Below are 21,444 nucleotides of genomic sequence, written 5' to 3' on the forward strand. Positions count from 1 at the left end.
ACCGGCCGCGGAGCGGGGGTACGGACACCTCCGCACTCCAGGAGAAGCACGGCCCGGCCACGCGGTCGAACAATGTCCCCGTGAACTTCGAAGCGGCAGCACACCACCCGGGCGACAGACCCCCGGTGCACCCTCCCGTGTCCCCCCGATGCGCGGGATTCCGGCTGACGGGCGGCCTCGACCTGGCCGCGCTGCGCCGGGCCTGGGACACGACGGTGAGCACCCGGCCCGGCGACGCCGTGACGGCCGAGCCGCTGCGCTTCACCGACCTCACCGCCGTGGCGGTGGACGACGTCGACGCGCTGGCCTCCGCGCTGTGCGGCCGGTGGGCCACCGAGGCCCCGGCGGCCCGGGAGAACCGGTCCGCGCCGGTGGCCGCGGCGGGCCCGCACGCGCGGCTGCACGCCGCCCGGATCGCCCCGGCGGACGTGCTGCTGTTCGTGGCGGTGGACGGCGCCCTCGACGAGGCGCACGTCTCCCGGCTGCTCGACACCCTGTCGGCCGCGTACGCGCACGAACGCCACGGCGCCCCCGCCCCGTCCCCGGCACCGGCGGCGACGCCCCGGGAGACGGCGGCCCGGGAGGCGGTCGCCCGCACCCTCCGGACCAGGACCCACCGCTACGAGGGCGCCTCGCTGCCGTTCGTGTGGGACGGCGAGCTGGCCCGCCGGGTCGCCCGGGTCGCCGCGGAGCAGAGCGCGTCCCCGACCGGTGTCCTGCTCGCCGCGCTGCGGGCGCTGCTGCTGCGGCACGGGGGCCACGCGGGCGACGGGACCCTGCGCGCGCTGCTCGGCTTCGAACCGCACCCGCTGCGCGGCGACCGCGACCTCCCCCAGCTCGACGCCGTCTTCGCCGACCGGTCCGCCGCACCGGTCGTCGACCGGGTGGCGGGCCTGCGCGCCCGGCCCGTCGTCCCCGACCGGGTGGTGCTGCCGACCGGGCTCGTTCTCGTCGTCGACGCCGTGGACGACAGCGCCGACGGCGAGGCACCGCGGCTCTCGGGCCGTCTGGAGTACCGGACCGCGCTCTACGACCCGGACTCGGCCGCGAACCTGCTCGACGGGCTGCGCACCCTGCTGGGGGCGGCGCTGGACGCACCGGACACGCCGGTCAACACGCTGCCGCCGCTGCTGCCGGCCGCCGCGCTGATCGAGCGCTACGCGGCCCTCCCGATGTTCAGGCCGGTCGGCCACACCGAACCCCTGCCCCTGCAGGTGGCGGCGCACGCCGTCACCGACGCGCCCGCGATCGTCCAGGACGGCCGCACCACGGGCTACGCCGCACTGGACGCGGCAGCCCGCGACGTCGCCCGGCGGCTCGCCGCCGTCGGCGTGGCCGCGGGCGACGCCGTGGTGGTCCGGATGCCGGCGGGGCCGCTGCGGATCGCCGCGCTGCTCGGCGTCCTCGCCCACGGCGCCACGCTGTGCTGGCTCGCCCCCGGTCCCGCCGGTGAGCGCGGCCGCTCCGTGCTCACCGCCCTGCGGCCGGCCTGCGTGGTCGTCGAGGGCGACGGCCCCGACGACCTGCTCGACTGGTACCACGCCGAGTTCGGCGGCCGGGTGGTGGACGTGACCGCCGACGCGGCGGTCACGTCCGTGACCCCGGCGCCCGCCGTCACCCCCGGCGACACCGCGTACGTCGCCTTCACCTCCGGCTCCACCGGACGCCCCAAGGGCATCCCGCAGACGCACGCCGCGCTCACCCAGTTCACCGGCTGGCTCGGCACCCGCTTCGCGATGGGTCCCGGAGCCCGGGTCGCCCAGTGGGTCTCGCCCGAGCACGATCCGGCGCTCGCCGAGGTCGGCGCGACGCTCGCCGCCGGCGGCACGCTGTACGTCGTGCCCGACGAGGTGCGGGTGAACCCGGACCTGCTGGTGCCGTGGCTGGCCGAGCACCGCATCACCCACCTGCAGACCGTGCCCAGCTTCGCCCGCGACCTCCTCGACGTGATCGCCCGGACCGGGGCGGGGCCGCGGCTCGACGCCTTCGGCCACCTGCTGCTGATGGGCGAGGCGGTGCCGCCGGAGCTGCTCGGCGGCCTGGCCGAGGAGCTGCCCGCGCTGCGCGTCTTCAACCTGTACGGGCCGACCGAGGTCGTCGCCGCCACCTGGCACGAGGTCACCGGTCTGACCGAGGGCCCGGTGCCGATCGGCCGGGCCATCCCGGGGCGCCAGCTCCTCGTCCTCGACGAGAACGACCTGACCTGTCCGGTCGGGGTCACCGGCAGCATCGTGGTGCGCTCCCCCTATGTGACCTCGGGGTACCTGGGCAGTGCCGACCGTGCCCCCTTCCGCCCGGTGGAGTGGCTGGACACGCCCGGCGCCGAAGGAGGCTGGTACCGCACCGGCGACCTCGGGCGCCGGCTGCCCGACGGCACCCTGGAGTACCGGGGCCGCGAGGACTTCCAGGTCAAGCTGGCCGGCAACCGGGTCGAACTGACCGAGATCGAAGGATCGCTCGCTTCGCACGCCTCCGTCCTGGAGTGCGCCGTGGTGCCGGTCGCCGAACCGGTGTCGGGTCTGGTGCACGGACTGGACGTCCATGTCGTGCCGCGCCGGGACGCCGACGGCCGGTCGCTCGGCGCCGCCTCCGAATGGCGGGCGCACCTGCGCGGCCACTTCGGCCCGCTGACCCTGCCCGCGACGTTCCACGAGGCGCCGGGCCGCCTGCCGCGCAACGCCGCCGGGAAGGTGGACCGCTCGCGCCTGCGGGCGGCGACCGCCGCGGTCTGACCCCGCATCACCTGCCTTCATCCGATTCCACTGGGAGTGAGTACGTTGACGACAGTCGAGATTTCCGCCGTTCCGGTCGCGTTCGACGGCGAGAGCCTGACCATCGACTCGGTGCGCCAGGTCGCCGAGGAGGGCGCGCAGGTCGCGGTCCCCGGTGAGGCGATGGCGAAGGCCCGCAGGAGCAGGGAGATCTTCGAGGGCATCGCCGAGCAGAACATCCCCATCTACGGGGTGACCACCGGCTACGGCGAGATGATCTACATGCAGGTGGACAAGTCCAAGGAGACCGAGCTGCAGACCAACCTGGTCCGCAGCCACAGCGCCGGCGTCGGACCGCTGTTCGCGGAGGACGAGGCGCGCGCCGTCGTCGCCGCCCGCCTCAACACGCTGGCCAAGGGCTACTCCGCGGTGCGTCCGGAGATCCTGGAGCGCCTCGCCCTCTACCTCAACCTCGGCATCACCCCGGCGATCCCGCAGATCGGCTCCCTGGGCGCCAGTGGCGACCTCGCCCCGCTGTCCCACGTGGCCAGCACCCTGATCGGCGAGGGCTACGTGCTGCGCGACGGCAAGCCGGTGCCCACCCGCAAGGTCCTCGACGAGCTGGGCATCGAGCCGCTCCAGCTGAAGTTCAAGGAGGGCCTGGCCCTCATCAACGGCACCTCGGCGATGACCGGTCTCGGCTCGCTCGTGGTCGGCCGCGCCCTCACGCAGGCCCGTCAGGCCGAGATCGTCACGGCGCTGCTCATCGAGACGCTGCGCGGCTCCACCAGCCCGTTCCTCGCCGAGGGCCACGACATCGCCCGCCCGCACCAGGGGCAGATCGACACGGCCGCCAACATGCGCGCGCTGATGGACGGCAGCAACCTGACGGTCGAGCACGCCGACCTGCGCCGTGAGCTCCAGGCCGACAAGGACACCGGCAAGGACGTCCAGCGCTCGGAGATCTACCTGCAGAAGGCGTACTCGCTGCGCGCCATCCCGCAGATCGTCGGCGCCGTCCGCGACACCCTCTACCACGCGGTGCAGAAGCTGGAGATCGAGCTCAACTCGGCCAACGACAACCCGCTGTTCTTCGAGGGCCAGGACGAGATCTTCCACGGCGCGAACTTCCACGGCCAGCCCATCGCGTTCGCCATGGACTTCGTGACCATCGCACTGACCCAGCTCGGCGTGCTCGCCGAGCGCCAGGTCAACCGGGTGCTCAACCGCCACCTGAGCTACGGCCTGCCGGAGTTCCTGGTGGCCGGCGACCCCGGTCTGCACAGCGGCTTCGCAGGTGCCCAGTACCCGGCCACCGCGCTCGTCGCCGAGAACCGCACGATCGGCCCCGCCAGCACCCAGAGCGTGCCGTCCAACGGCGACAACCAGGACGTCGTCAGCATGGGTCTGATCGCCGCCCGCAACGCCCGCCGCGTCCTCGAGAACAACAACCGCATCCTCGCCGTCGAGTTCCTCGCCGCCGCGCAGGCCGTCGACATCTCGGGGCGTTTCGAGGGCCTGAGCCCGGCCGCCAAGGCCACGTACGACGCCGTCCGCGCCCTGGTCCCGACGCTGGGCGTGGACCGCTACATGGCCGACGACATCGAGCTGGTCGCCGCCGCCCTGTCGCGCGGGGAGTTCCTGGCGGCCCTGGACCGCTACACCGACGTCGTCCTGCGCTGACCCGGCGCGCCGGACGCCCGGCGCCCCTCGTCCACGGCACGCGAGGCCGGCCGCAGACCGCGGCCGGCCCGCCCCGCCCCCTGCCCGGCCCGCCGCCCGAAAGGACCCCGCACCCCATGACTGCCGCTCCGGTCGCCCCGCCGACCGACGCCCTTCCGCACGCCCTGCTCACCGCCTCGCCCGACCGGGCCGACGCGGAGTTCCTGCGGCTGACCGACGCGCTGTGGAAGGACGGCGTCGCCACGGCCGGGGCGCCGGCCGAGGTGCCCCGGCTGGTGGCCGCCCTGTCCGGCGCCGACGAGCTGCGCCAGGGGTACCTCGCGCTGCTGCTCGGGCTCCTGGCCGAGACCGAGCACACCGCCGGCGGCGGCCCGCTGACCGAGGCCGTACGGGACGGGCTCGCCGCGTACCTGCCGCTGCTCACCGGCTCCGAGCCGGGCGGCCCCACCCAGCTCGCCGCCCTGTACCTGCTCTCCCACCTCGGTGACGACCGGGAGCGGATCCTCGCCGCCGCGGCCGGCACCGAGCTCACCCCGGACGACCGGACCCGGCTGGAGCGCTGCCTGCAGCCGCTCGACCCCGAGGACGTCGTGCTGGGCCGGGTCTGGCCCTCGCCGTACGAGTGGCAGCTCGGCGCCGAGGAGCTGGCCTTCGACCAGGACTGGATCCGCGCCCTGACGCCGGAGCAGCTCGCGGCGACCTGGTCGAGCGACACCCGCTCGGTCCTCGCGTACACCGGTGCGAAGGCCGTGTGGGCCCTGCGCAACGGGCGCCCGACGGTGGTCCGTGACACCAGCGTCCACGCCGACGCCCGCCCGGCCGAGCCGCCGGCCCCCCGCATCGAGGAGTTCAGCCGCTTCGCGGACGTGCTGCGCTGCCCCGCCTGCCGCGCCGCGCTGTCGTTCGAGGCCACCGGCGCGTCCTGCACCGGGTGCGAGCGGAGCTACGCGCTGCCGCACGGTGTGCTCGACCTGTCCGCGGGCGCCGGCGAGCACGACGAGGACGACGTGCTGCAGAACGCGGCCGGTCTGCAGGGCATCGGCTTCCACTACGAGAACGTGCTGCGCCCGGCGTTCCTGCGGGTGATGGGCCAGAACTGGGGCGGGGCGATCAGCCCCGTCGACGAGGACGCCTATCTGACCGAGCAGCTCTCCGCGGTCGACGGTCCCGTCCTGGACGTCGCCGCGGGGGCGGGCCGCTGGACCGCCGTGGTCGCCGAGGCGGCCGCGGACGGCGGGGTGCTGGCCCTGGACCTGATCGCGCCCATGCTGGCCGGTCTGCGGGCCCGGCTGCCCGAGATCGCGACGCTGCGGGCGAGCGCCCTCGCGCTGCCGGTGGCGGACTCCTCGCTGGCGGCGGTCAACTGCTGGAACGCGCTCCAGGCGCTGCCGGACGCGGGCACCGCGATCTCCGAGATCGGTCGTGCGCTGCGGCCGGGCGGCCGGCTGACGCTGCTGACGTTCCGCTGGGCCTCCGACCCGGTCTACCGCTACTTCCAGGGCTCGCACGCGTTCCCGGGCAGCCCGGACGGCATCAAGCTGTTCGAGACCGGACAGGTCCATGCCTGGCTGGACGAGGCGGGGCTCTCGCCGGTGGCCGAGACCGGTCCCGGCACCTTCGTGATCATCACCGCGGAAAAGCGCTGACGGCACGTCCGGAGATTCCCGGAAAACACGGAAGAGCACGAAGATCCGGTGCTCGGCGAGGCCCGGCGGGCCTCGCCGGGGACCGGAATCCGCACTGAGCAACATCGAATATGGAACCGCCCTTTGCTCGGTGCAACGATCCTTTCGGCCCAACTCCGGTGACCGATTCAGGAGAATTCATGCAGACCATCGAGGCGCCGTCCCGCGAAGAACTCGTCCGCCGTGCGACGGACCTGATTCCGCTGCTCCAGCGGAACGCGCCGGTCGGCGAGGAGAACCGCAACCTGTCCCAGGAGACGGTGGAGGCCCTCACCGAGGCCGGAATTCTCAAGATGCGCGTGCCGCACCGCTACGGCGGCTACCAGTCGGACATGCGCACCGTGGTCGACACGCTCGCCGAGCTCGCCCGGGGCGACGGCTCCGCCGCCTGGACCGCCTCGGTCTGGGCGATCAGCTCCTGGATGGTCGGCCTCTTCCCCGACGAGGTCCAGGACGAGGTCTTCTCGACCCCCGACGTCCGCATCAGCGGCATCCTCAGCCCGACCGCGATGGCCACCCCGGTCCCCGGCGGCATCGTGCTCAACGGCAAGTGGTCCTTCAACTCCGGTGTCCTGCACAGCCACTGGAACACCAATGCCGCGATCCTCATCGGCGAGGACGGCGAGCCGCAGCCGGTCATGGTGGCCATCCCGGTCTCCGACCTGACCATCGTGGACGACTGGCACACCGCCGGCCTGCGCGGCAGCGGCAGCGTCACCACGATCGCGGAGAACCTGTTCGTGCCGCAGGAGCGGGTGCTCCCGATGGTGCCGGTGCTCATGGGGCAGCACCGTTCGGTGCTCAACGCGGGCTCCCCGCTCTACAGCGCGCCGTTCATGCCGACCGCCTGTGCCACCATCTCCGCCCCGGCCCTCGGTCTCGCCCGCGCCGCCAAGGACGCGTTCCTGGACCGGCTGCCCGGCCGCAAGATCACGTACACCGCGTACGAGAGCCAGGCCGAGGCCCCGCTGACGCACCTCCAGGTCGCCGAGGCCACCGTGAAGATCGACGAGGCGGACTTCCACGCCCACCGCGCCGCCGCGATGGTCGACAGCAAGGGCGCCGCCGGCGAGGAGTGGACGCTGGAGGAGCGGGCCCGGGTCCGCCTCGACCTCGGTGCCGTCACCCAGCGCGCCAAGGAGGCCGTGGACCTCCTCAACACCGCGAGCGGCGGCTCCTCGATCTACAGCTCGGTGCCGATCCAGCGCATCGAGCGGGACGTGCAGACCATCAACCTGCACGCGATCCTCCACCCCAACACCAACCTCGAGCTGTACGGCCGGATCGTCTGCGGCCAGGAGCCCAACACCGTCTACCTGTAGGCCCACCCGAGATCCGCCGGAGGACTTCCCGATGGAAAGCCGCTGCCCTGTCGCCCTGGACCCCCTGGGCGCCGACATCCACGCCGAGGGCTCCCGCATACGGGCGCAGGGACCGGTGGCCCCGATCGAGCTGCCGGGCGGGGTGAGGGCCTGGTCGGTCACCGGCCACGCCGCCGCCCGGGAGGTCCTCAGCGACCACCGCTTCTCCAAGGACGGCAGGCGGCACTTCGACGCCTACGTCGACGGCACGGTCGGCGAGGACTTCCCGCTGATCGGCTGGGTGCTCATGGAGAACATGACGACCGCCTACGGAGCCGACCACACCCGGCTGCGCAAGCCGTGCGCGCACGCCTTCACCCCGCGCCGGGTGGAGGCGCTGCGGCCGGCCGTGGAGGCGATCACCACCGGGCTGCTCGACGAGCTGGCCGCCCTTCCGGCGGGTGAGCCGGTGGACCTGAAGGGCCTGTTCGCCCACCCGCTGCCGGCCCGCGCCATCTGCGACCTGTTCGGGGTGCCCGCGGAGGCCCGCGCCGAGATGCTGCGCGGTGGCGAGGTCAACGTCGACACCAGCATCTCGCCGGAGGAGGCGGCCGCCAACGTGGCCCGCTGGCACCAGGAGATGCTCGACTTCGTCGACTCCAAGCGGCGCTCTCCGGGCGACGACCTGACCAGCGACCTCGTCGCGGCCCAGCGGGCGGACAGCTCGCTGCTGTCGGACGACGAGCTGGTCGGCACGCTGCACATCATGCTCGCCACCGGTACCGAGCCGGTGAAGAACCTCATCGCCAACGCCGTGCTCGCCCTGCTGACGCACCCGGAGCAGCTCGCCCTGGTCCGCTCCGGCGAGGCGACCTGGCAGGACGTCATCCAGGAGACGCTGCGGGTGGAGGCGCCGGTGGCGCACCTCCCGTTCCGCTTCCCCGTGGAGGACGTCGAGATCGGCGGCGTCACCATCCCCAAGGGCGAGCCGGTGCTCGTCAACTACGCGGCGATCGGCCGCGACCCCGAGGTGCACGGCGAGGACGCCGACCGTTTCGACATCACGCGCGCCGACAAGGAGAGCCTCTCCTTCGGGCACGCCATCTACCGCTGCATCGGCCAGCCGCTGGCCCTGCTGGAGGCCGAGATCGCACTGGCCTCGCTGTTCGAGCGGTTCCCGCACCTCGGCCTGGCCGTGCCGGCCGAGTCCATCGCCCCGCAGGGCACGTTCATCATGAACGGCGTCGCCGAGCTGCCGGTGCTGCTCGACGCCCGCCCGAGGACCATGAAGGCCGCCGTGGTGCCCGAGGTGGGTGCCACCTGGGAGCTGCGGGACGTCCCGGTGCCGCAGCCCGGCCCCGGTCAGGTGCTGATCCGGGTGCGGGCCAGCGGCCTGTGCCACAACGACCTCTGGCTGACCGACGGCCACTTCCCGTTCCCCGGGTTCGACCCGGTGGTGGTCGGCCACGAGGGGGCGGGCGACGTCGTCGCCGTGGGGCCCGGCGTCACCCACCGCAAGGTCGGTGACCGGGTCGGTGCGACCTGGGTGCAGGGCACCTGCGGGACCTGCGACTACTGCAGGCTCGACCTGCCGCTGACCGGCCAGTCCGGCATGAACTGCGCGGCGCCCGTGATGAGCGGTCTGACCGTCCCCGGCCACCACGCCGAGTACGTCGCCGTGCTCGCGGACTCGACGGTGCTGCTGCCCGACGAGGTGAGCTACGTCCAGGCGGCGCCCGTGCTGTGCGCCGGCTACACCTCGTGGAGCGCGCTGCGCGCCGCCGACCCCAAGCCGCACGAGCGGGTGGCGGTCCTCGGCATCGGCGGCCTCGGCCACCTGGCGCTGCAGTTCTCCCGGGCCTGCGGTTTCGACACGGTCGCGGTCACCCGCTCCCCCGACAAGCACGACCTGGCCCGCGAGCTGGGTGCCTCCACCGTCGTGGCCGACGGCGCGGAGCTGGCCGCCGCGGGCGGCGCCGACGTGATCCTGGTGACCGGCACCTCGTACGAGGCGGCCACCGACGCGCTGCAGGGGCTGCGCCCCAACGGCCGTCTGGTGCTCGCCACCATCGACCCCGAGGGGTCCTTCTCGATCGGGCCGACCAGCCCGGTCTGGGCACAGCGCCAGCAGATCATCGGCGCCACCCACAACGGTCTCGAGCAGCTCACCGAGGCGCTGCGGCTGGTCGCCGAGGGCAAGGTCGACCCGATCGTCGAGGTCTTCCCCAAGGAGCGGATCGCCGAGGCGGTCGCCCTGGCCGCCAAGGGCGAGGTCCGGTTCCGGGCCGTCGTCACCTACTGATCCGCCACCGATCCGTCGTCACCGCCGGGAGCAGGAGAGATGAGCACAACGATCGCGCGGGCGACCCGCGAGGGGGAGCGCTGGGACCAGTCGTCCCCGGTCTCCGACGTCTTCAACGAGGGCCAGGCGCACCTGAGCTACTGGTTCGGTCCGGACGACGACACCCCGATGGCGGAGGCGTCGCGCCGGCTGACCCGCAAGGTCGTCGACGTGCTCGGCGTACGGGCCGGCCAGCGGGTCCTCGACGCGGGCTGCGGGCCCGGCGGGCCGGCACTGCTGGTCGCCGAGGAGACCGGCGCCGACGTCACGGGCGTGACGGTCAGCGGCTTCGAGGCCGGTGCCGGCACGGAGAAGGCCGCCGCGCGCGGCCTGTCCGGCCGGCTCCGGTTCGAGCACGGCAGCTACGCCGAGCTCGGCCACCACGCCGACGGCTCGTTCGACGCCGTGATGGCGATGGAGTCGCTGCAGTACGCGCCGGACCTGGCCGCGGCGCTCGCCGAGCTGTTCCGGGTGGTGCGGCCGGGCGGTGCCCTGACGATGACCGACTACACGCTGGCCCCGGGCGTGCCGCGGGACGAGCGGGACGCGCTCGCCGAGAAGCTGGCCCTGCCGCTGCTCCAGCCGGTCGAGGAGTGGCTGGTGGCGCTGCGCGCGGCGGGTTTCCACGTCGAGGAGTGGACCCAGTGCGGCCCGCGCGTGTTCGGCATGGGGCCGAAGTACGTGGAGGCCGCCGAGGAGGGCCGGGAGACGCTGCGCGCGGCCTTCGGCGACGAGGCGGTCGCCGGGCTCAAGGAGGCGATGTCCGACTTCTTCAGCCCGGGCTCCGAGCGCATCGCGTACAGCATCGTCACGGTCCGCAGGCCTCGCGCCTGAACGTCCTTCGTCCCCGCGACGCGGGAGACGACGGAGGGGGCCCACCGCTCACGCGGTGGGCCCCCTCCGTCGTCTCCCGCGGGAGTTACTCGGCGCCGTCGTCGTGGACGACCTCGCGGACCTCCACGGCGGTCAGCTTCGCGTCGGGGATGAGGGCCGCGAGCTCGACGGCGCGCTCCTTGGAGGCGACGTCGACGACGTAGTAGCCGCACAGGAAGGATTCGCCCGGCACGTACGGCCCTTCGACGGACCGGACGGCGCCGTCCCTGACGGTGACGGTGGCGGTGTTCGCGGGGGCGTCGAGGGCCTTGGTGCCGACCATCTCACCGCTGGCGCGGATGATCTCCTGGAAGCGGTCGTGGCCGTCGAAGACCTCCTGCTGCTCCTCTTCGGAGAGCTTGTCCCACAGGACGGGGTTCATGTGCATGATGAGCAGGAACTTCACCTGTCGTCACTCCTGGTTCGGGGCTGAGGGGAAATCGGTGGGGGCCGGCAGCGGGGCGCCGGGGGCGCTCACCAGCTCGCTCAGGACGTCGCGGAAGCCGGCGACCAGACGCCGGACGGTGCTCTCGTCGTAGAGGTTGCTGCTGAAGCCGAGCTCTCCGATGAGCTCTCCGGTCGGGGAGACCTCCAGGCACAGCAGGGTGCCGTCGGGGATGTCCGAGCCGACGCTCTGCGAGAGCACCTTGCGGCGCACGGCGCGGTAGGCGAGCGGTCCGATCCGCTCCCCCGCCATCGTGAACGGCGTCTGGATGACCTGGAAGACGCAGGACGCCAGGCCGTCGACGCCGACCCGGGCCATGAGCTCGGGCGCCTCGTCCAGGACGTGCGCCAGCGGGATCTCCCGGGTGTAGGCGTCCAGGCAGCTCTCGCGGGTGCGGGCGAGCACGTCGTGGAAGGTGGCGCAGCCGGTCAGGTCGGTGCGCAGCGGCAGGAAGTTGAAGAAGGAGCCGACGGCGTCCTGGAAGCGGGCCTGGCCGCGGCCCGGGGTGAAGGTGGGCACCACGACGTCGGTGTCGCCGGTCTGCCGGTTGAGGAAGACGTTGAAGGCGGCGAGCAGCACGATGAAGGCCGAGCTGCGGGTGCCCGCGGCCAGCGTCGTCACCTGCTCGCGCAGCCGGGTGCCCCAGCCGAACCGGTGCCAGGAGGTGGAGAAGTCCGGTGCCTCGCTGCGGGTCCGGTCGGTGGGCAGCGCGAGGGCGCGGGCGCCGTCGAGCCTGGTGCGCCAGAACGCGCGGGCGGACCGCTCGGCCTCGCGGGCCTCGTCGGAGCGCTGCCAGTGCGCGTACTCGCGGTACTGCGGCGCGGGGGCGAGCGGCGGCAGGTCGGCTCCGGCGCGCCGGGCGTAGAGGGTGGCGAGGTCGCGCAGGATGACCTGCATCGACCAGGCGTCGACGGCGGTGTGGTGGGCGATCAGCGCGAGGACGGCGTCCTCGTCGTCGAAGCGGCCGAGGACCGCGCGCAGCAGCGGCATGCGGCGGACGCCGATGGTGTCGGCGGCGAGTTCGTTGAGCAGCTCCTCGCCGGCGAGGTGGCGGCCCTCCTCGTCCGCCGGGTCGGTCGCGGGCAGCTCCCGGACCTCCAGCGGCACCGGCGCGGGGGCGAGGATCCGCTGGTGGCGCGGCTCGGCGTCCCGGACGACGGTGGTGCGCAGCGCCTCGTGCCGGACGACGACGTCGTCGAGCGCGGCCTGCAGCAGCGCGGTGTCGATGCGGCCGGCCACCCGCCAGCCGTCGACGATGTGGAAGCGGGGGCCGAACGGTCCCATGTCGTCGCCCTTGTCCCACAGGCAGAGGAACTCCTGCTGGACCGCGAGCGGGAACCCTTCGGCCGGCGCGAGGTCGGCGACGGTCACGCGGCCCTGCTCTCCGCCGCGGCGCCGACGGCCTCGCCGACGGCCTGCCGGAAGGCGGCCAGGTCCGGGTCCTCGAACAGGACGCGGATGTCGAGCTCGGCACCGAGGTCCGACTCGACCCGGGCCACGATCCGCACGGCGGACACCGACTGGCCGCCGAGGGCGAAGAAGGTGCGCTCCTCCTGGCCCGCGGCCGGACGCAGGATGTCCGTCCAGATGCGGGTGGCGGTCTCCTCGACACTGTTCGTCACGGGTGTGTTCCCCTCAGTCACGGAACGCTTCGTTCCTGGTCTTCCTGAGCTCGTCGAAGGAGGAGAGGTCCGGGACGGTCCAGCCGTCCAGGTCGTACTCGCTCATGCAGTCGTCGACGAAACTCTTGTACTGGTCCAATTGGCCGCTGACGGTCTGGGAGAAGAGCAGCTCGACACGGGTGTTCTCGTGGCTTCCCGCGTAATTGCGCTCGTACAGTTCGTGGCGGCCGCCGAATTCGGTGCCCACCGCGTCCCAGAGCAGCTTCATGACCTTGATGCGCCCCTCGGCGTCCGTGCCGCCCGAGCCGCGCACGTACTTGTCGAGATAGGGGCGGATCTCGGGGTTGGCGAAGTCGTCGGCGCTGGAATTGACGTAGATCAGTCCGCTGGCGACGTCCTGCTGGACGATCTCCTTGATGCGCGGATAGCCGATCTGCATGAACCAGCGGTAGGCCATGCCGTACTCGGGATTGGGCAGCAGGGCGCCGTTCTTCCACTCCACGGGGTTGCGGGCGGCGGCGTCGGAGAGCCCCCAGAACAGGTTGCGCCAGGCGAGCACCTCGCCGAGGCGGCTCTGCACGCCGCGGAACTCGCTGGTGCCGGTGACCTCCAGGGCCTTGGCGAGGAGCCCGGCGAGGAACTCCAGCTTCACCGCGAGGCGGGTGCAGCCGTGGAAGGTGAACCGCTCGGGGAAGCCGGACTTGGCGGTGAACATCTGGACCTTGCCCAGGTCCCCGTAGATGAAGACGTTCTCCCAGGGGATGAGCACCTTGTCCATGACGAGGATCGTGTCGTTCTCGTCGAGGCGCGAGCTCAGCGGGTAGTCGAAGGGGGTGCCGGCCAGGGCGGCCGTGGCGGAGTAGGACGGGCGGCAGATCAGCTTCAGGCCGGGCGCGTCCATCGGAACGGTCGCGACCAGCGCGAACTCGCGTTCCTTGACGGGCAGCCCGTAGTGGGCGATGAAGTTGTAGTGGGTGAGCGCCGAGCCGGTCGCCACCACCTTGGCGCCGCTGACCACCAGTCCGGCGTCGGTCTCCTTCTCGACGTGCACGAACACGTCCTTGACCTGGTCCGGGGGGAGGTTGCGGTCGACCGGCGGGTGGACGATCGCGTGGTTCCAGTAGAGGACCTTCTCCTGCGACTCCCGGTACCAGCGCCGCGCGTTGTCCGCGAACGGACCGTAGAAGTCCGCGTTCGCCCCGAGCGTGCCGAGGAACGACGCCTTGTAGTCGGGGCTGCGGCCCATCCAGCCGTAGCTGAGCCGGGACCACTCGGCGATGGCCTTCTGGTCGGCGACGAGGTCGTCGACCGAACGGGGCGTGGTGAAGAAGCGGTGCGTGTAGCCGTCGCTGCCGGTGTCGGTGGGGGCGGTGAGGACGGGCCGGCGCTCCGGGTCGTGCAGCGCGTCGTAGAGGCGGGCGGTCATCCGGATCGGGTTGTGGAAGGCCGGATGCGTCGTGACGTCCTTGACCTTGTCCCCGTAGATGTAGACCTCGCGGCCGTCGCGCAGGCTCTCCACGTACTCATCGCCGGTGAACGGGCGTGTCCTGCGGCGCTCTTCAGCCATGGTGTTCCTCTCCTCGCCCAGGGCAGCGAGTCTGGCACCACGGACCCGGCGGGGCCTTATCCCAGATTGCCGCCTTGAGAGCACGGCAGAAGATGCAGGGCCCGTTCCGCTCGCGAAGAATGGGCGCCGACTGTCTTTCGCAGTTCCCCCGAGCGGAGGCCGAACCCCATGCCCGACCAGGTCGTTCTCGACGTCTGGCTCAACGACTACCCGGTCGTTCCGATGTTCCTGAGCGAGACCAGGGAACTGGCCGGGGAGTTCGAGCGGACCCACCCCGGGGTGCGGGTCGAGGTCCGCGGCGTCGACCACCTGAAGCTCCCCGAGGAGGTGGCCCGCGCCGCCCGCGAAGGGCGTCCTCCGGCCATCGTGCAGAGCTTCTACACCTCGACGCAGCTCTCCCGCGACCTGCTCGCGGCCGACGGCTCGCCGCTGTTCACCTCCGTGGAGCGGGCCATCGACGACCGCGACGAGATCCTCGGCGTGCCGGTGCGCCTCGACGACCTGGTGCCGGCCGCCCGGGACTACTACACCTTCGACGGCGAGGGACTCTTCGCCCTCCCTCCGCTGACGTCGACGACCCTGCTGTACGCCAACACCACCGTGCTGGAGGCCGCCGGGGTGCGCTCCGTGCCCCGCACCTGGGAGGAGCTGACCGCGGCCTGCGCGGCGGTGGCGCGCCTGGACGGCGGGCCCTCGCACGGGGTGACCTGGCCCAACCACGGCTGGCTGTTCCAGCAGGCGGTCGCCCAGCAGGGCGCCCTGCTCGCCACGCCCGGCAACGGGCGGACGGAGCGCGCCACCGCCGTCGAGGCCGACTCCCCCGCGGTGCTGCGCTTCGCCCGCTGGTGGCAGGGGCTGCACGCGGACGGCCACTACCTCTACTCCGGTCTGCGCTCGGCGGGCGACGACACCTACCCGGCGTGGGAGCGCAACTACCGCGCGTTCGCCGAGCAGCGGGTGGCGTTCGTGCTCAGCACCTCCGTGGAGGCCGACCGGATGGTGCAGGCGGGCCGCGACGGGGGCTTCGAGGTGGTGGCGGCGCCCATGCCGCACAGCGCCGAGGTGCCCTGCGCGGGCAACGTCATCGGAGGCGACTCGCTGTGGCTCGCGGCCGGGCTCGAACCCGCGGCCCGCGACGCCGCGCTCGCCTTCCTCCTGACCTTCCTGACCCCCCGCAACGCCGCCGAACGCCACAAGACGAGCGGCTTCATCCCCGTCACCGAGTCCGCCCGGGAACTCCTGGAGGACGAGGGCTGGTTCGAGGCGAACCCCCACCACCGGGCCGCCCTCGACCAGCTCGCCGCCGACGGACGCACGACCGCCGCCGACGGCGCGCTGGTCGGCGACTTCGTCGGGATCCAGGACACGCTGACCGCGGCGATGCACGACGTGCTCACCGCGGGCTCCGACCCCGCCGAGCGCTTCGCCCTCGCCCGGTCCGAGGCACAGCTCCTCCTCGACGACCACAACGCCCACTGCCTCGGCCTGGTGCCCGGGCAGCGCGGGCCGCACCGCTTCCGGGTCGGCTGATCCACCCGGCCCGCACAGGACTTCTCTCTGGAGGAAACACAGTGGCGCAGAACCTGGACACGGCTCCCCGTACGAGACCGGCTCCGGACGTGGTCGAGCCGCGCCCCGCGGCCAGGCGGTCCGCCGCCCCGGTGTGGTGGCGGCGCCCGTGGGTGCTGCCGCTCGGCGTCGTGGTGTTCGCGTTCCTCAGCTTCGTGTGGCCGCCGTACCTGGGCCTGGACCCGAAGGCCTCGCTCATACCCATCCGGCCCGACGCCCCGCAGCACTACCCGATGCTGGTCGCCCACATCGCCACCGGCACGATCGCGCTGGTGACGGTCGTGCTGCAGCTGTGGCCGTGGCTGCGCCGCAGCCACCCCGCCGCGCACCGGCTGATCGGCCGGGCCTACGTCTTCGCCGGCGTCCTGCCGTCCGCGCTGCTCGCCTTCTTCATCACCCCGCTGTCGATGGGCCCCTCGGTCGGCACCACCCTCGGCGGCGTGCTGTGGCTGTTCACCACCGGCATGGGCTTCACCCGCGCGGTGCAGGGGCGCGTCCAGGCGCACCGGATGTGGATGCTCTACAGCTTCGCCTTCGCCATCAACATCGTGTGGGGCCGGGTCTTCGTCGTCCTGCTGATGAGCCTCGGCGTGCAGAACCAGACGATCTGGGGGCAGGTCGCGGGCACCGCGCCGTGGCTCGGCTGGGTCATCAACCTCTTCCTCGTCCAGTGGTGGCTGAACCGCACCGCCGACCGTCCGCTGAAGGAAATCGTCTGAGCGGCCGCCGCCGGCGCCCCGAGGGACAGAAGGAACAGGGATCGAAGTGAGCGAACTGCTGAAGAACAAGGTCGTGGTGGTGTCCGGGGTCGGTCCCGGCCTCGGCCGGGCGCTGGCGCTGGGTGCCGCGCGGGCGGGCGCCGACGTCGTGCTCGCGGCGCGGACCGCCTCCGTGCTGGAGGAGACCGCCGCGGCCGTCGGGGAGACCGGCCGCCGCGCCCTCGCCGTACCGACCGACATCACCGACGAGGCCGCCGTCGAGGCGCTGGTCAAGACGGCCGTGGACACCTTCGGCCGGGTGGACGGGCTGGTCAACAACGCCTTCGCGGTGCCTCCGATGGCGCCGCTCGCCGACGTGGCGATCGACGACATCCGCTCCGGCTTCGAGACCAACGTGTACGCGGCGCTGCGGCTGACCCGGCTGTTCGCCCCGGCGCTCGCCGAGGCCGGGGGCTCCGTCGTCATGATCAACTCGGTCGCGATCCGGCACTCCAAGCCGCTCTTCGGCACGTACAAGATGGCGAAGGCGAGCCTGCTCGCGCTCGCCCAGAGCCTGTCGAGCGAACTCGGCCCGCAGGGCGTCCGCGTCAACACGGTCGCCCCCGGATACATCTGGGCGCCCGCCCTCCAGGGCTACTTCGCCCACCTCGCCGGCGAGCGCGGGGTCCCCGAGCGGCAGGTGTACGACGAGGTCGCGGCCGGTCTCGACCTGCGCAGGCTGCCCGAGCCGCAGGAGATCGCCGACAGCGTCCTGTTCCTGCTGTCCGACCTGTCCCGGGCCGTCACCGGGCAGTGCCTGGACGTCAACGGCGGCGAGTTCCACCACTGACCCGGTCGTCCCGGCCGGGACGCGACCACGCCCACCTCGAACCACCACGGGAGACCCCATGAACAGCGCTGCGGCGACCGCCCTGGCCGAGTCCGTCACCGGCGAGGTCGTCCTGCCGGGCGACGCCGCCTACGACGACGTGAAGGACATCTTCGTCCACAAGGGGCGGCCGGACGTCGTCGTCCGCTGTCACGGCGCCGAGGACGTGCGCCTGGCCCTCGCGTTCGCGCGCGAGCAGGGCCTGCGCGTCTCGGTGCGCAGCGGCGGCCACAGCAACGCGGGCCTGAGCACCGACGTCGGCGGCCTGGTCGTCGACGTCTCGCCGCTGGACGGCGTGGAGGTCCTCGACGCCGGGCGCGGCCTGGTCCGCGTCGGCCCCGGCGCGCAGTGGGGCCAGGTGGCCCGGGTGCTGGCGGAGCACGGCCTGTCCTTCTCCTCCGGCGACACCGACCAGGTGGGCGTGGGCGGCCTGCTGGTCGGCGGCGGCATCGGCTGGACGGTGCGCTCCACCGGTCTCGCAATCGACAACCTGGTGGCGGCCGAGGTCGTCACCGCGGACGGCCGGGTGCTGCGCGCCTCCGCCGACGAGCACGCCGACCTGTTCTGGGGGCTGCGCGGCGGCGGCGGCAACTTCGGCGTGGTGACCTCCTTCGAGGTGGCCGCCAAGCCGCTGCCGAAGGTGCACTTCGGCTCCATCGTCTACCCCGCCGCCGAGGCGGCCTCGGTGGTGAAGGGCTGGGCCCGCGCGCTGCGCGAGGCGCCCGAGGAACTGACCTCGCACGTGCAGCTGTTCCCGTCGTTCGGCGGTGACCCGGCGCCGGTGAACATCCTGGTCTGCTACGCGGGCGACGACGTCGCCGCCGCGGGCGCCGCCATCGCCCCGCTGCTCGAACTGGGCACGCCGGAGAGCAAGGACGTCAACCTGGTCGCCTACCCGGAGGTGCTCGACCAGGCGGGCGAGCTCCCGCCGGACTGGGAGCCGATGGTGCGCAACCGCTTCGCGCGCGAGTGCTCCGACGAGCTGGTCGACACCCTGCTCACCGGTGCGGCCGCCTTCGACAACCTCTTCGTGGAGCTGCGCAGCCTGGGCGGGGCCCTGGGCCGGGTGCCGGCCGACGCCACCGCGTTCGGACACCGCGACGCGGAGGTCCTGGTGAACACGGCCAAGCTCGGCCCGCGCGCCGACAACGAGGCCGCCCTGCCGGAGCTGACCGCGTTCTGGTCGGCGCTCGCCCCGTTCACCGAGGGGGCCTACAGCGGCTTCCTCAGCGAGCTGGACGCCGACGACCTGGCCGCCGTCTACCCGCCGCGGACGTACGAGCGGCTGCGGGCGGTCAAGGACGCCTACGACCCGGAGAACGTGTTCTCCCGCAATGCCAACGTCGCCCCGCACGCGCAGGCCTGACACGCCCACACGGGAAGGACACCCCATGACCACCCTCGTCGCCACGGACGTCCCGGGCGTCTGCGCCGCGCCGCCGGAGCCGGACCTCACCCCCGAGGAGGTGGTGCGCCGCGCCGAGCGGCTCGCGGCCGGCCTCGTGGCCCGGCAGGCGGAGACCGAGCAGCGCACCTACTACGCGGCCGACACCCACGAGGACTTCGCGCGGGCCGGTCTCTACCGGATCCTGGTGCCCCGCAGGTACGGCGGGTACGAGTTCGGCGCCGAGACCTTCCTCAAGGTCACGATGGCCCTGTCCCGGGGCTGCCCGTCGACGGGCTGGATGTACTGCCTGGGCGCGGCGCACTCCCTCGCCGTCGCCTCGCTGTTCGAGGAGCGCACGCAGGCCGAGCTGTTCGCCGACGGGGACTTCATCAGCCCGGCGACCATCACCCCGTCCGGCACCGCGCGGCGCGCCCCCGACGGCGGCTGGATCGTCGACGGCACCTTCCCCTACTGCTCCGGGGCCCCCTACGCCACGCACTTCATCGGGCACACCGTCATCGAGGACGAGGAGTCCGGCGGGGGCGCGGAGCCGAAGCTGCTGCTGTTCGTCGCCCCGCGCTCCGAGTGGACGATGCTGGACGACTGGGGCCGCCAGCTCGGCCTGAAGGGCAGCGGCTCGCACAGCGTCTCCTTCCGGGGCGGGCGGGTCCCGGCGCACTACGCCATCGAGGCCACCCACCTGAGCGAGGTCGACGTCAGCGCCGGCACGCCCGGCCGGGCCCTGCACGGCAACGGGCAGTACGGCGGCGGCCCGCTGAGCTTCATGCTGCTGGAGTCGGCCGCCGTGGCGGTGGGCATGGCGCAGGGCGCGCTGGACGCCTACGAGGAGCTGATGCGCTCGCGCACCACCATCTTCACCGGCACCTCGCGCGCCGAGGACCCCGACTACCAGTACTGGTACGGGCACGCCTCGGGCATGATCGCGACCGCCGAGGCGGCGCTGCTGCACGCCGTGCGCCAGTGGGAGGAGCTGTGCGCCGGGGCGCCGGAGGACTTCACCCGTGAGGAGGACCTGCGGCTCGCCACCATCTGCCGCGAGGTGCTGAAGCTCGCCTGGGGCGCGGTGGAGCGGCACCTGTTCCCGACCGCCGGGTCGAGCGCGGTGCGCTCCGGCGAGCGGATCGAGCGGATCTGGCGCGACATGTCGACCCAGCACAGCCACTCCGGGATCGGCGTGCTGCTGCAGAGCGTCGCCACCCGCGAGTACGCCAAGGTCCGCTTCGGCGTCACCGAAGGCTCCCCCTCGTGACCGCCCCCGCCGCCGCGGACATCCGGCCCGCGCTGCCCGGCGAGCCGGAGTACGCGCGTGCCGCGGCCGTCTTCAACGAGGCCGCGCCGGCCCGCCCCGCGGCGGCGCTGACCGCCCGTACGGTCGGCGAGGTGCGCGCGGCCGTACGGTACGGGCGCGCCGCCGGCCTGCCGGTCCGGGTGCACACCACCGGTCACTCCGCCGGGGCGGCCCGGCCGATGGACGGCCAGCTGCTGATCCGCACCGAGCTCGGCGGCGGGGTCCGGGTCGACCCCGCGCGCCGCACCGCCTGGATCCCGGCCGGCACCCGCTGGGCCGAGGTGGTGGCCGCGGCGGCCGTGCACGGCCTGGCCGCCGCGCACGGCACGTCGCCGACCGTCGGCGCCGTCGGCTATCTGCTGCGCGGCGGAGTGAGCCTGTACGGCCGCAGGACCGGCATCGCGGCCAACGGGGTGACGGCCGCCGAGGTCGTGACCGCCGACGGCGAGGTGCGCCGGGTCGACGCCGGCCACGAGCCGGAGCTGCTGTGGGCGCTGCGCGGCGGCGGCGGCGGACTCGGTGTGGTCACCGGGGTGGAGCTGGAACTGTTCCCGGCCGCCGGGGTGGTCACCGGGGCGGCCTTCTGGGCCGGCCGGCACGCCGAGCGGCTGCTCGGACGGTGGCTCGAGTGGGCCGCCGACGCGCCGCGCGAGGTGTCCACCTCGCTGCGGATCATGAACCTGCCACCGGTGCCCGAGATCCCGGTCGAGCTGCGCTCGGGGCCCGTGGTGTGCGTGGCCGGTGCGGTGCTCGCCCCGGCCGAGGGCGATCTGGCGACCGCCGGACGCCAGGCCGACGACCTGCTGGGGCCGTTGCGCGCCGTCGCCGCCCCGCTGGAGGACAGCTGGGCGCCCGGCGCCACCCCGGCGGTCGCGCAGGCCCACCAGGACCCGCCGGGTCCGGTGGAGGTGCTCGGCGACCACCTGCTCGTCGGCGACCTGCGCGGGGAGGGGGCCGAGGCCCTGCTCCACGCGGTCGGACCGGACTCCGCGTCGCCCCTGGTCGCCGCCGAACTGCGGCAGCTCGGCGGCGCGCTGGCGGAGCCGGCCCCGCACGGCGGTGTCCTCGACCATCTGCCGGCCGCCTACGCCGTCATGGCCGCGGGCCTCCCCGGCCTGCATCCGGCGCCCGCGATCCGGGAGCGCTGCGCGCGCCTGCGCGCCGCGCTCGCCCCCTGGGACACCGGTCGCACCGCGCCGGGATTCGTGGAGAGTCCCGACCAGCCGCAGGGCCATCTGGACGAGGCGGCCATCGCCGCCGTGGACCGCGTCCGTCTGGCGTACGACCCGGACGGGCTGTTCCGGTCCGATGCCATGACCGGCACGTCGGACCTCCTCTGACGGGCCTTCCCCCCACCCCGCACC

Annotated in this window: 16 protein-coding genes; 12 read left to right on the forward strand and 4 right to left on the reverse strand. The window is 73.4% G+C overall.

Annotated features, from left to right (window positions below; genetic code table 11):
• Nucleotides 1-137 precede the first annotated feature (137 nt).
• The 6 genes from IE287_RS31050 to IE287_RS31075 all read left to right on the forward strand — a co-directional run bounded on the left by IE287_RS31050 (nt 138) and on the right by IE287_RS31075 (nt 10,555).
• Nucleotides 138-2,732, forward strand: coding sequence for an AMP-binding protein (locus IE287_RS31050; RefSeq protein WP_229883840.1), 2,595 nt, complete (start codon nt 138-140; stop codon nt 2,730-2,732).
• A gap of 45 nt (nt 2,733-2,777) precedes the next feature.
• A complete protein-coding gene (gene cmdF / locus IE287_RS31055) occupies nt 2,778-4,394 on the forward strand; it encodes a tyrosine 2,3-aminomutase (protein ID WP_189852561.1) in 1,617 nt (538 codons plus the stop codon).
• A gap of 116 nt (nt 4,395-4,510) precedes the next feature.
• Complete coding sequence (locus IE287_RS31060; protein WP_189852562.1) at nt 4,511-6,040, forward strand: class I SAM-dependent methyltransferase; 1,530 nt, start codon at nt 4,511-4,513, stop codon at nt 6,038-6,040.
• A 179-nt stretch (nt 6,041-6,219) separates the two neighbouring features.
• On the forward strand, nt 6,220-7,401 hold the full coding sequence (locus IE287_RS31065; RefSeq protein ID WP_189852563.1) for an acyl-CoA dehydrogenase family protein: 1,182 nt from the start codon (nt 6,220-6,222) through the stop codon (nt 7,399-7,401).
• A 31-nt stretch (nt 7,402-7,432) separates the two neighbouring features.
• A complete protein-coding gene (locus IE287_RS31070) occupies nt 7,433-9,682 on the forward strand; it encodes a cytochrome P450 (protein WP_189852564.1) in 2,250 nt (749 codons plus the stop codon).
• A gap of 39 nt (nt 9,683-9,721) precedes the next feature.
• A complete protein-coding gene (locus IE287_RS31075) occupies nt 9,722-10,555 on the forward strand; it encodes an SAM-dependent methyltransferase (protein WP_189852565.1) in 834 nt (277 codons plus the stop codon).
• Between the two features lie 85 nt (nt 10,556-10,640).
• Here IE287_RS31075 and IE287_RS31080 read toward each other — a convergent pair whose 3' ends face one another.
• Genes IE287_RS31080 through IE287_RS31095 form a run of 4 tightly spaced genes read right to left on the reverse strand, consistent with a single transcriptional unit; the run spans nt 10,641 to nt 14,228 of the window.
• The gene (locus IE287_RS31080) at nt 10,641-11,000 is read right to left on the reverse strand and encodes a YciI family protein (RefSeq protein WP_189852566.1); all 360 of its coding nucleotides are present in this window, start codon (nt 10,998-11,000) and stop codon (nt 10,641-10,643) included.
• Between the two features lie 6 nt (nt 11,001-11,006).
• Complete coding sequence (locus IE287_RS31085; protein ID WP_229883841.1) at nt 11,007-12,410, reverse strand: condensation domain-containing protein; 1,404 nt, start codon at nt 12,408-12,410, stop codon at nt 11,007-11,009.
• Nucleotides 12,407-12,661, reverse strand: coding sequence for a phosphopantetheine-binding protein (locus IE287_RS31090; protein WP_189852567.1), 255 nt, complete (start codon nt 12,659-12,661; stop codon nt 12,407-12,409). Before IE287_RS31090 ends, IE287_RS31085 begins: the two co-directional genes overlap by 4 nt.
• 13 nt (nt 12,662-12,674) lie before the next feature.
• Complete coding sequence (locus IE287_RS31095) at nt 12,675-14,228, reverse strand: 4-hydroxyphenylacetate 3-hydroxylase family protein (protein ID WP_229883842.1); 1,554 nt, start codon at nt 14,226-14,228, stop codon at nt 12,675-12,677.
• Between the two features lie 168 nt (nt 14,229-14,396).
• Here IE287_RS31095 and IE287_RS31100 point away from each other — a divergent pair, with 168 nt between their 5' ends.
• The 6 genes from IE287_RS31100 to IE287_RS31125 are packed head-to-tail and all read left to right on the forward strand — an operon-like array spanning nt 14,397 to nt 21,420.
• On the forward strand, nt 14,397-15,758 hold the full coding sequence (locus IE287_RS31100; RefSeq protein ID WP_189852568.1) for an extracellular solute-binding protein: 1,362 nt from the start codon (nt 14,397-14,399) through the stop codon (nt 15,756-15,758).
• 41 nt (nt 15,759-15,799) lie between these two features.
• A complete protein-coding gene (locus IE287_RS31105) occupies nt 15,800-16,516 on the forward strand; it encodes a DUF2306 domain-containing protein (protein ID WP_189852569.1) in 717 nt (238 codons plus the stop codon).
• 46 nt (nt 16,517-16,562) lie between these two features.
• Nucleotides 16,563-17,345, forward strand: coding sequence for an SDR family oxidoreductase (locus IE287_RS31110; RefSeq protein WP_229883843.1), 783 nt, complete (start codon nt 16,563-16,565; stop codon nt 17,343-17,345).
• 58 nt (nt 17,346-17,403) lie between these two features.
• Entirely contained in the window at nt 17,404-18,750 is a 1,347-nt protein-coding gene (locus IE287_RS31115; RefSeq protein WP_189852570.1) for an FAD-binding oxidoreductase, read from the forward strand.
• A gap of 25 nt (nt 18,751-18,775) precedes the next feature.
• A complete protein-coding gene (locus IE287_RS31120; RefSeq protein WP_189852571.1) occupies nt 18,776-20,041 on the forward strand; it encodes an acyl-CoA dehydrogenase family protein in 1,266 nt (421 codons plus the stop codon).
• Nucleotides 20,038-21,420 carry an FAD-binding protein gene (locus IE287_RS31125; protein WP_189852572.1) on the forward strand — a complete coding sequence of 461 codons (1,383 nt, stop codon included), beginning with the start codon at nt 20,038-20,040 and terminating at the stop codon, nt 21,418-21,420. The genes IE287_RS31120 and IE287_RS31125 overlap by 4 nt, the downstream gene beginning before the upstream one ends.
• Nucleotides 21,421-21,444: the final 24 nt, after the last annotated feature.

It is taken from the genome of Streptomyces omiyaensis (genome assembly GCF_014650895.1).
GTDB classification, from domain to species: domain Bacteria; phylum Actinomycetota; class Actinomycetes; order Streptomycetales; family Streptomycetaceae; genus Streptomyces; species Streptomyces omiyaensis.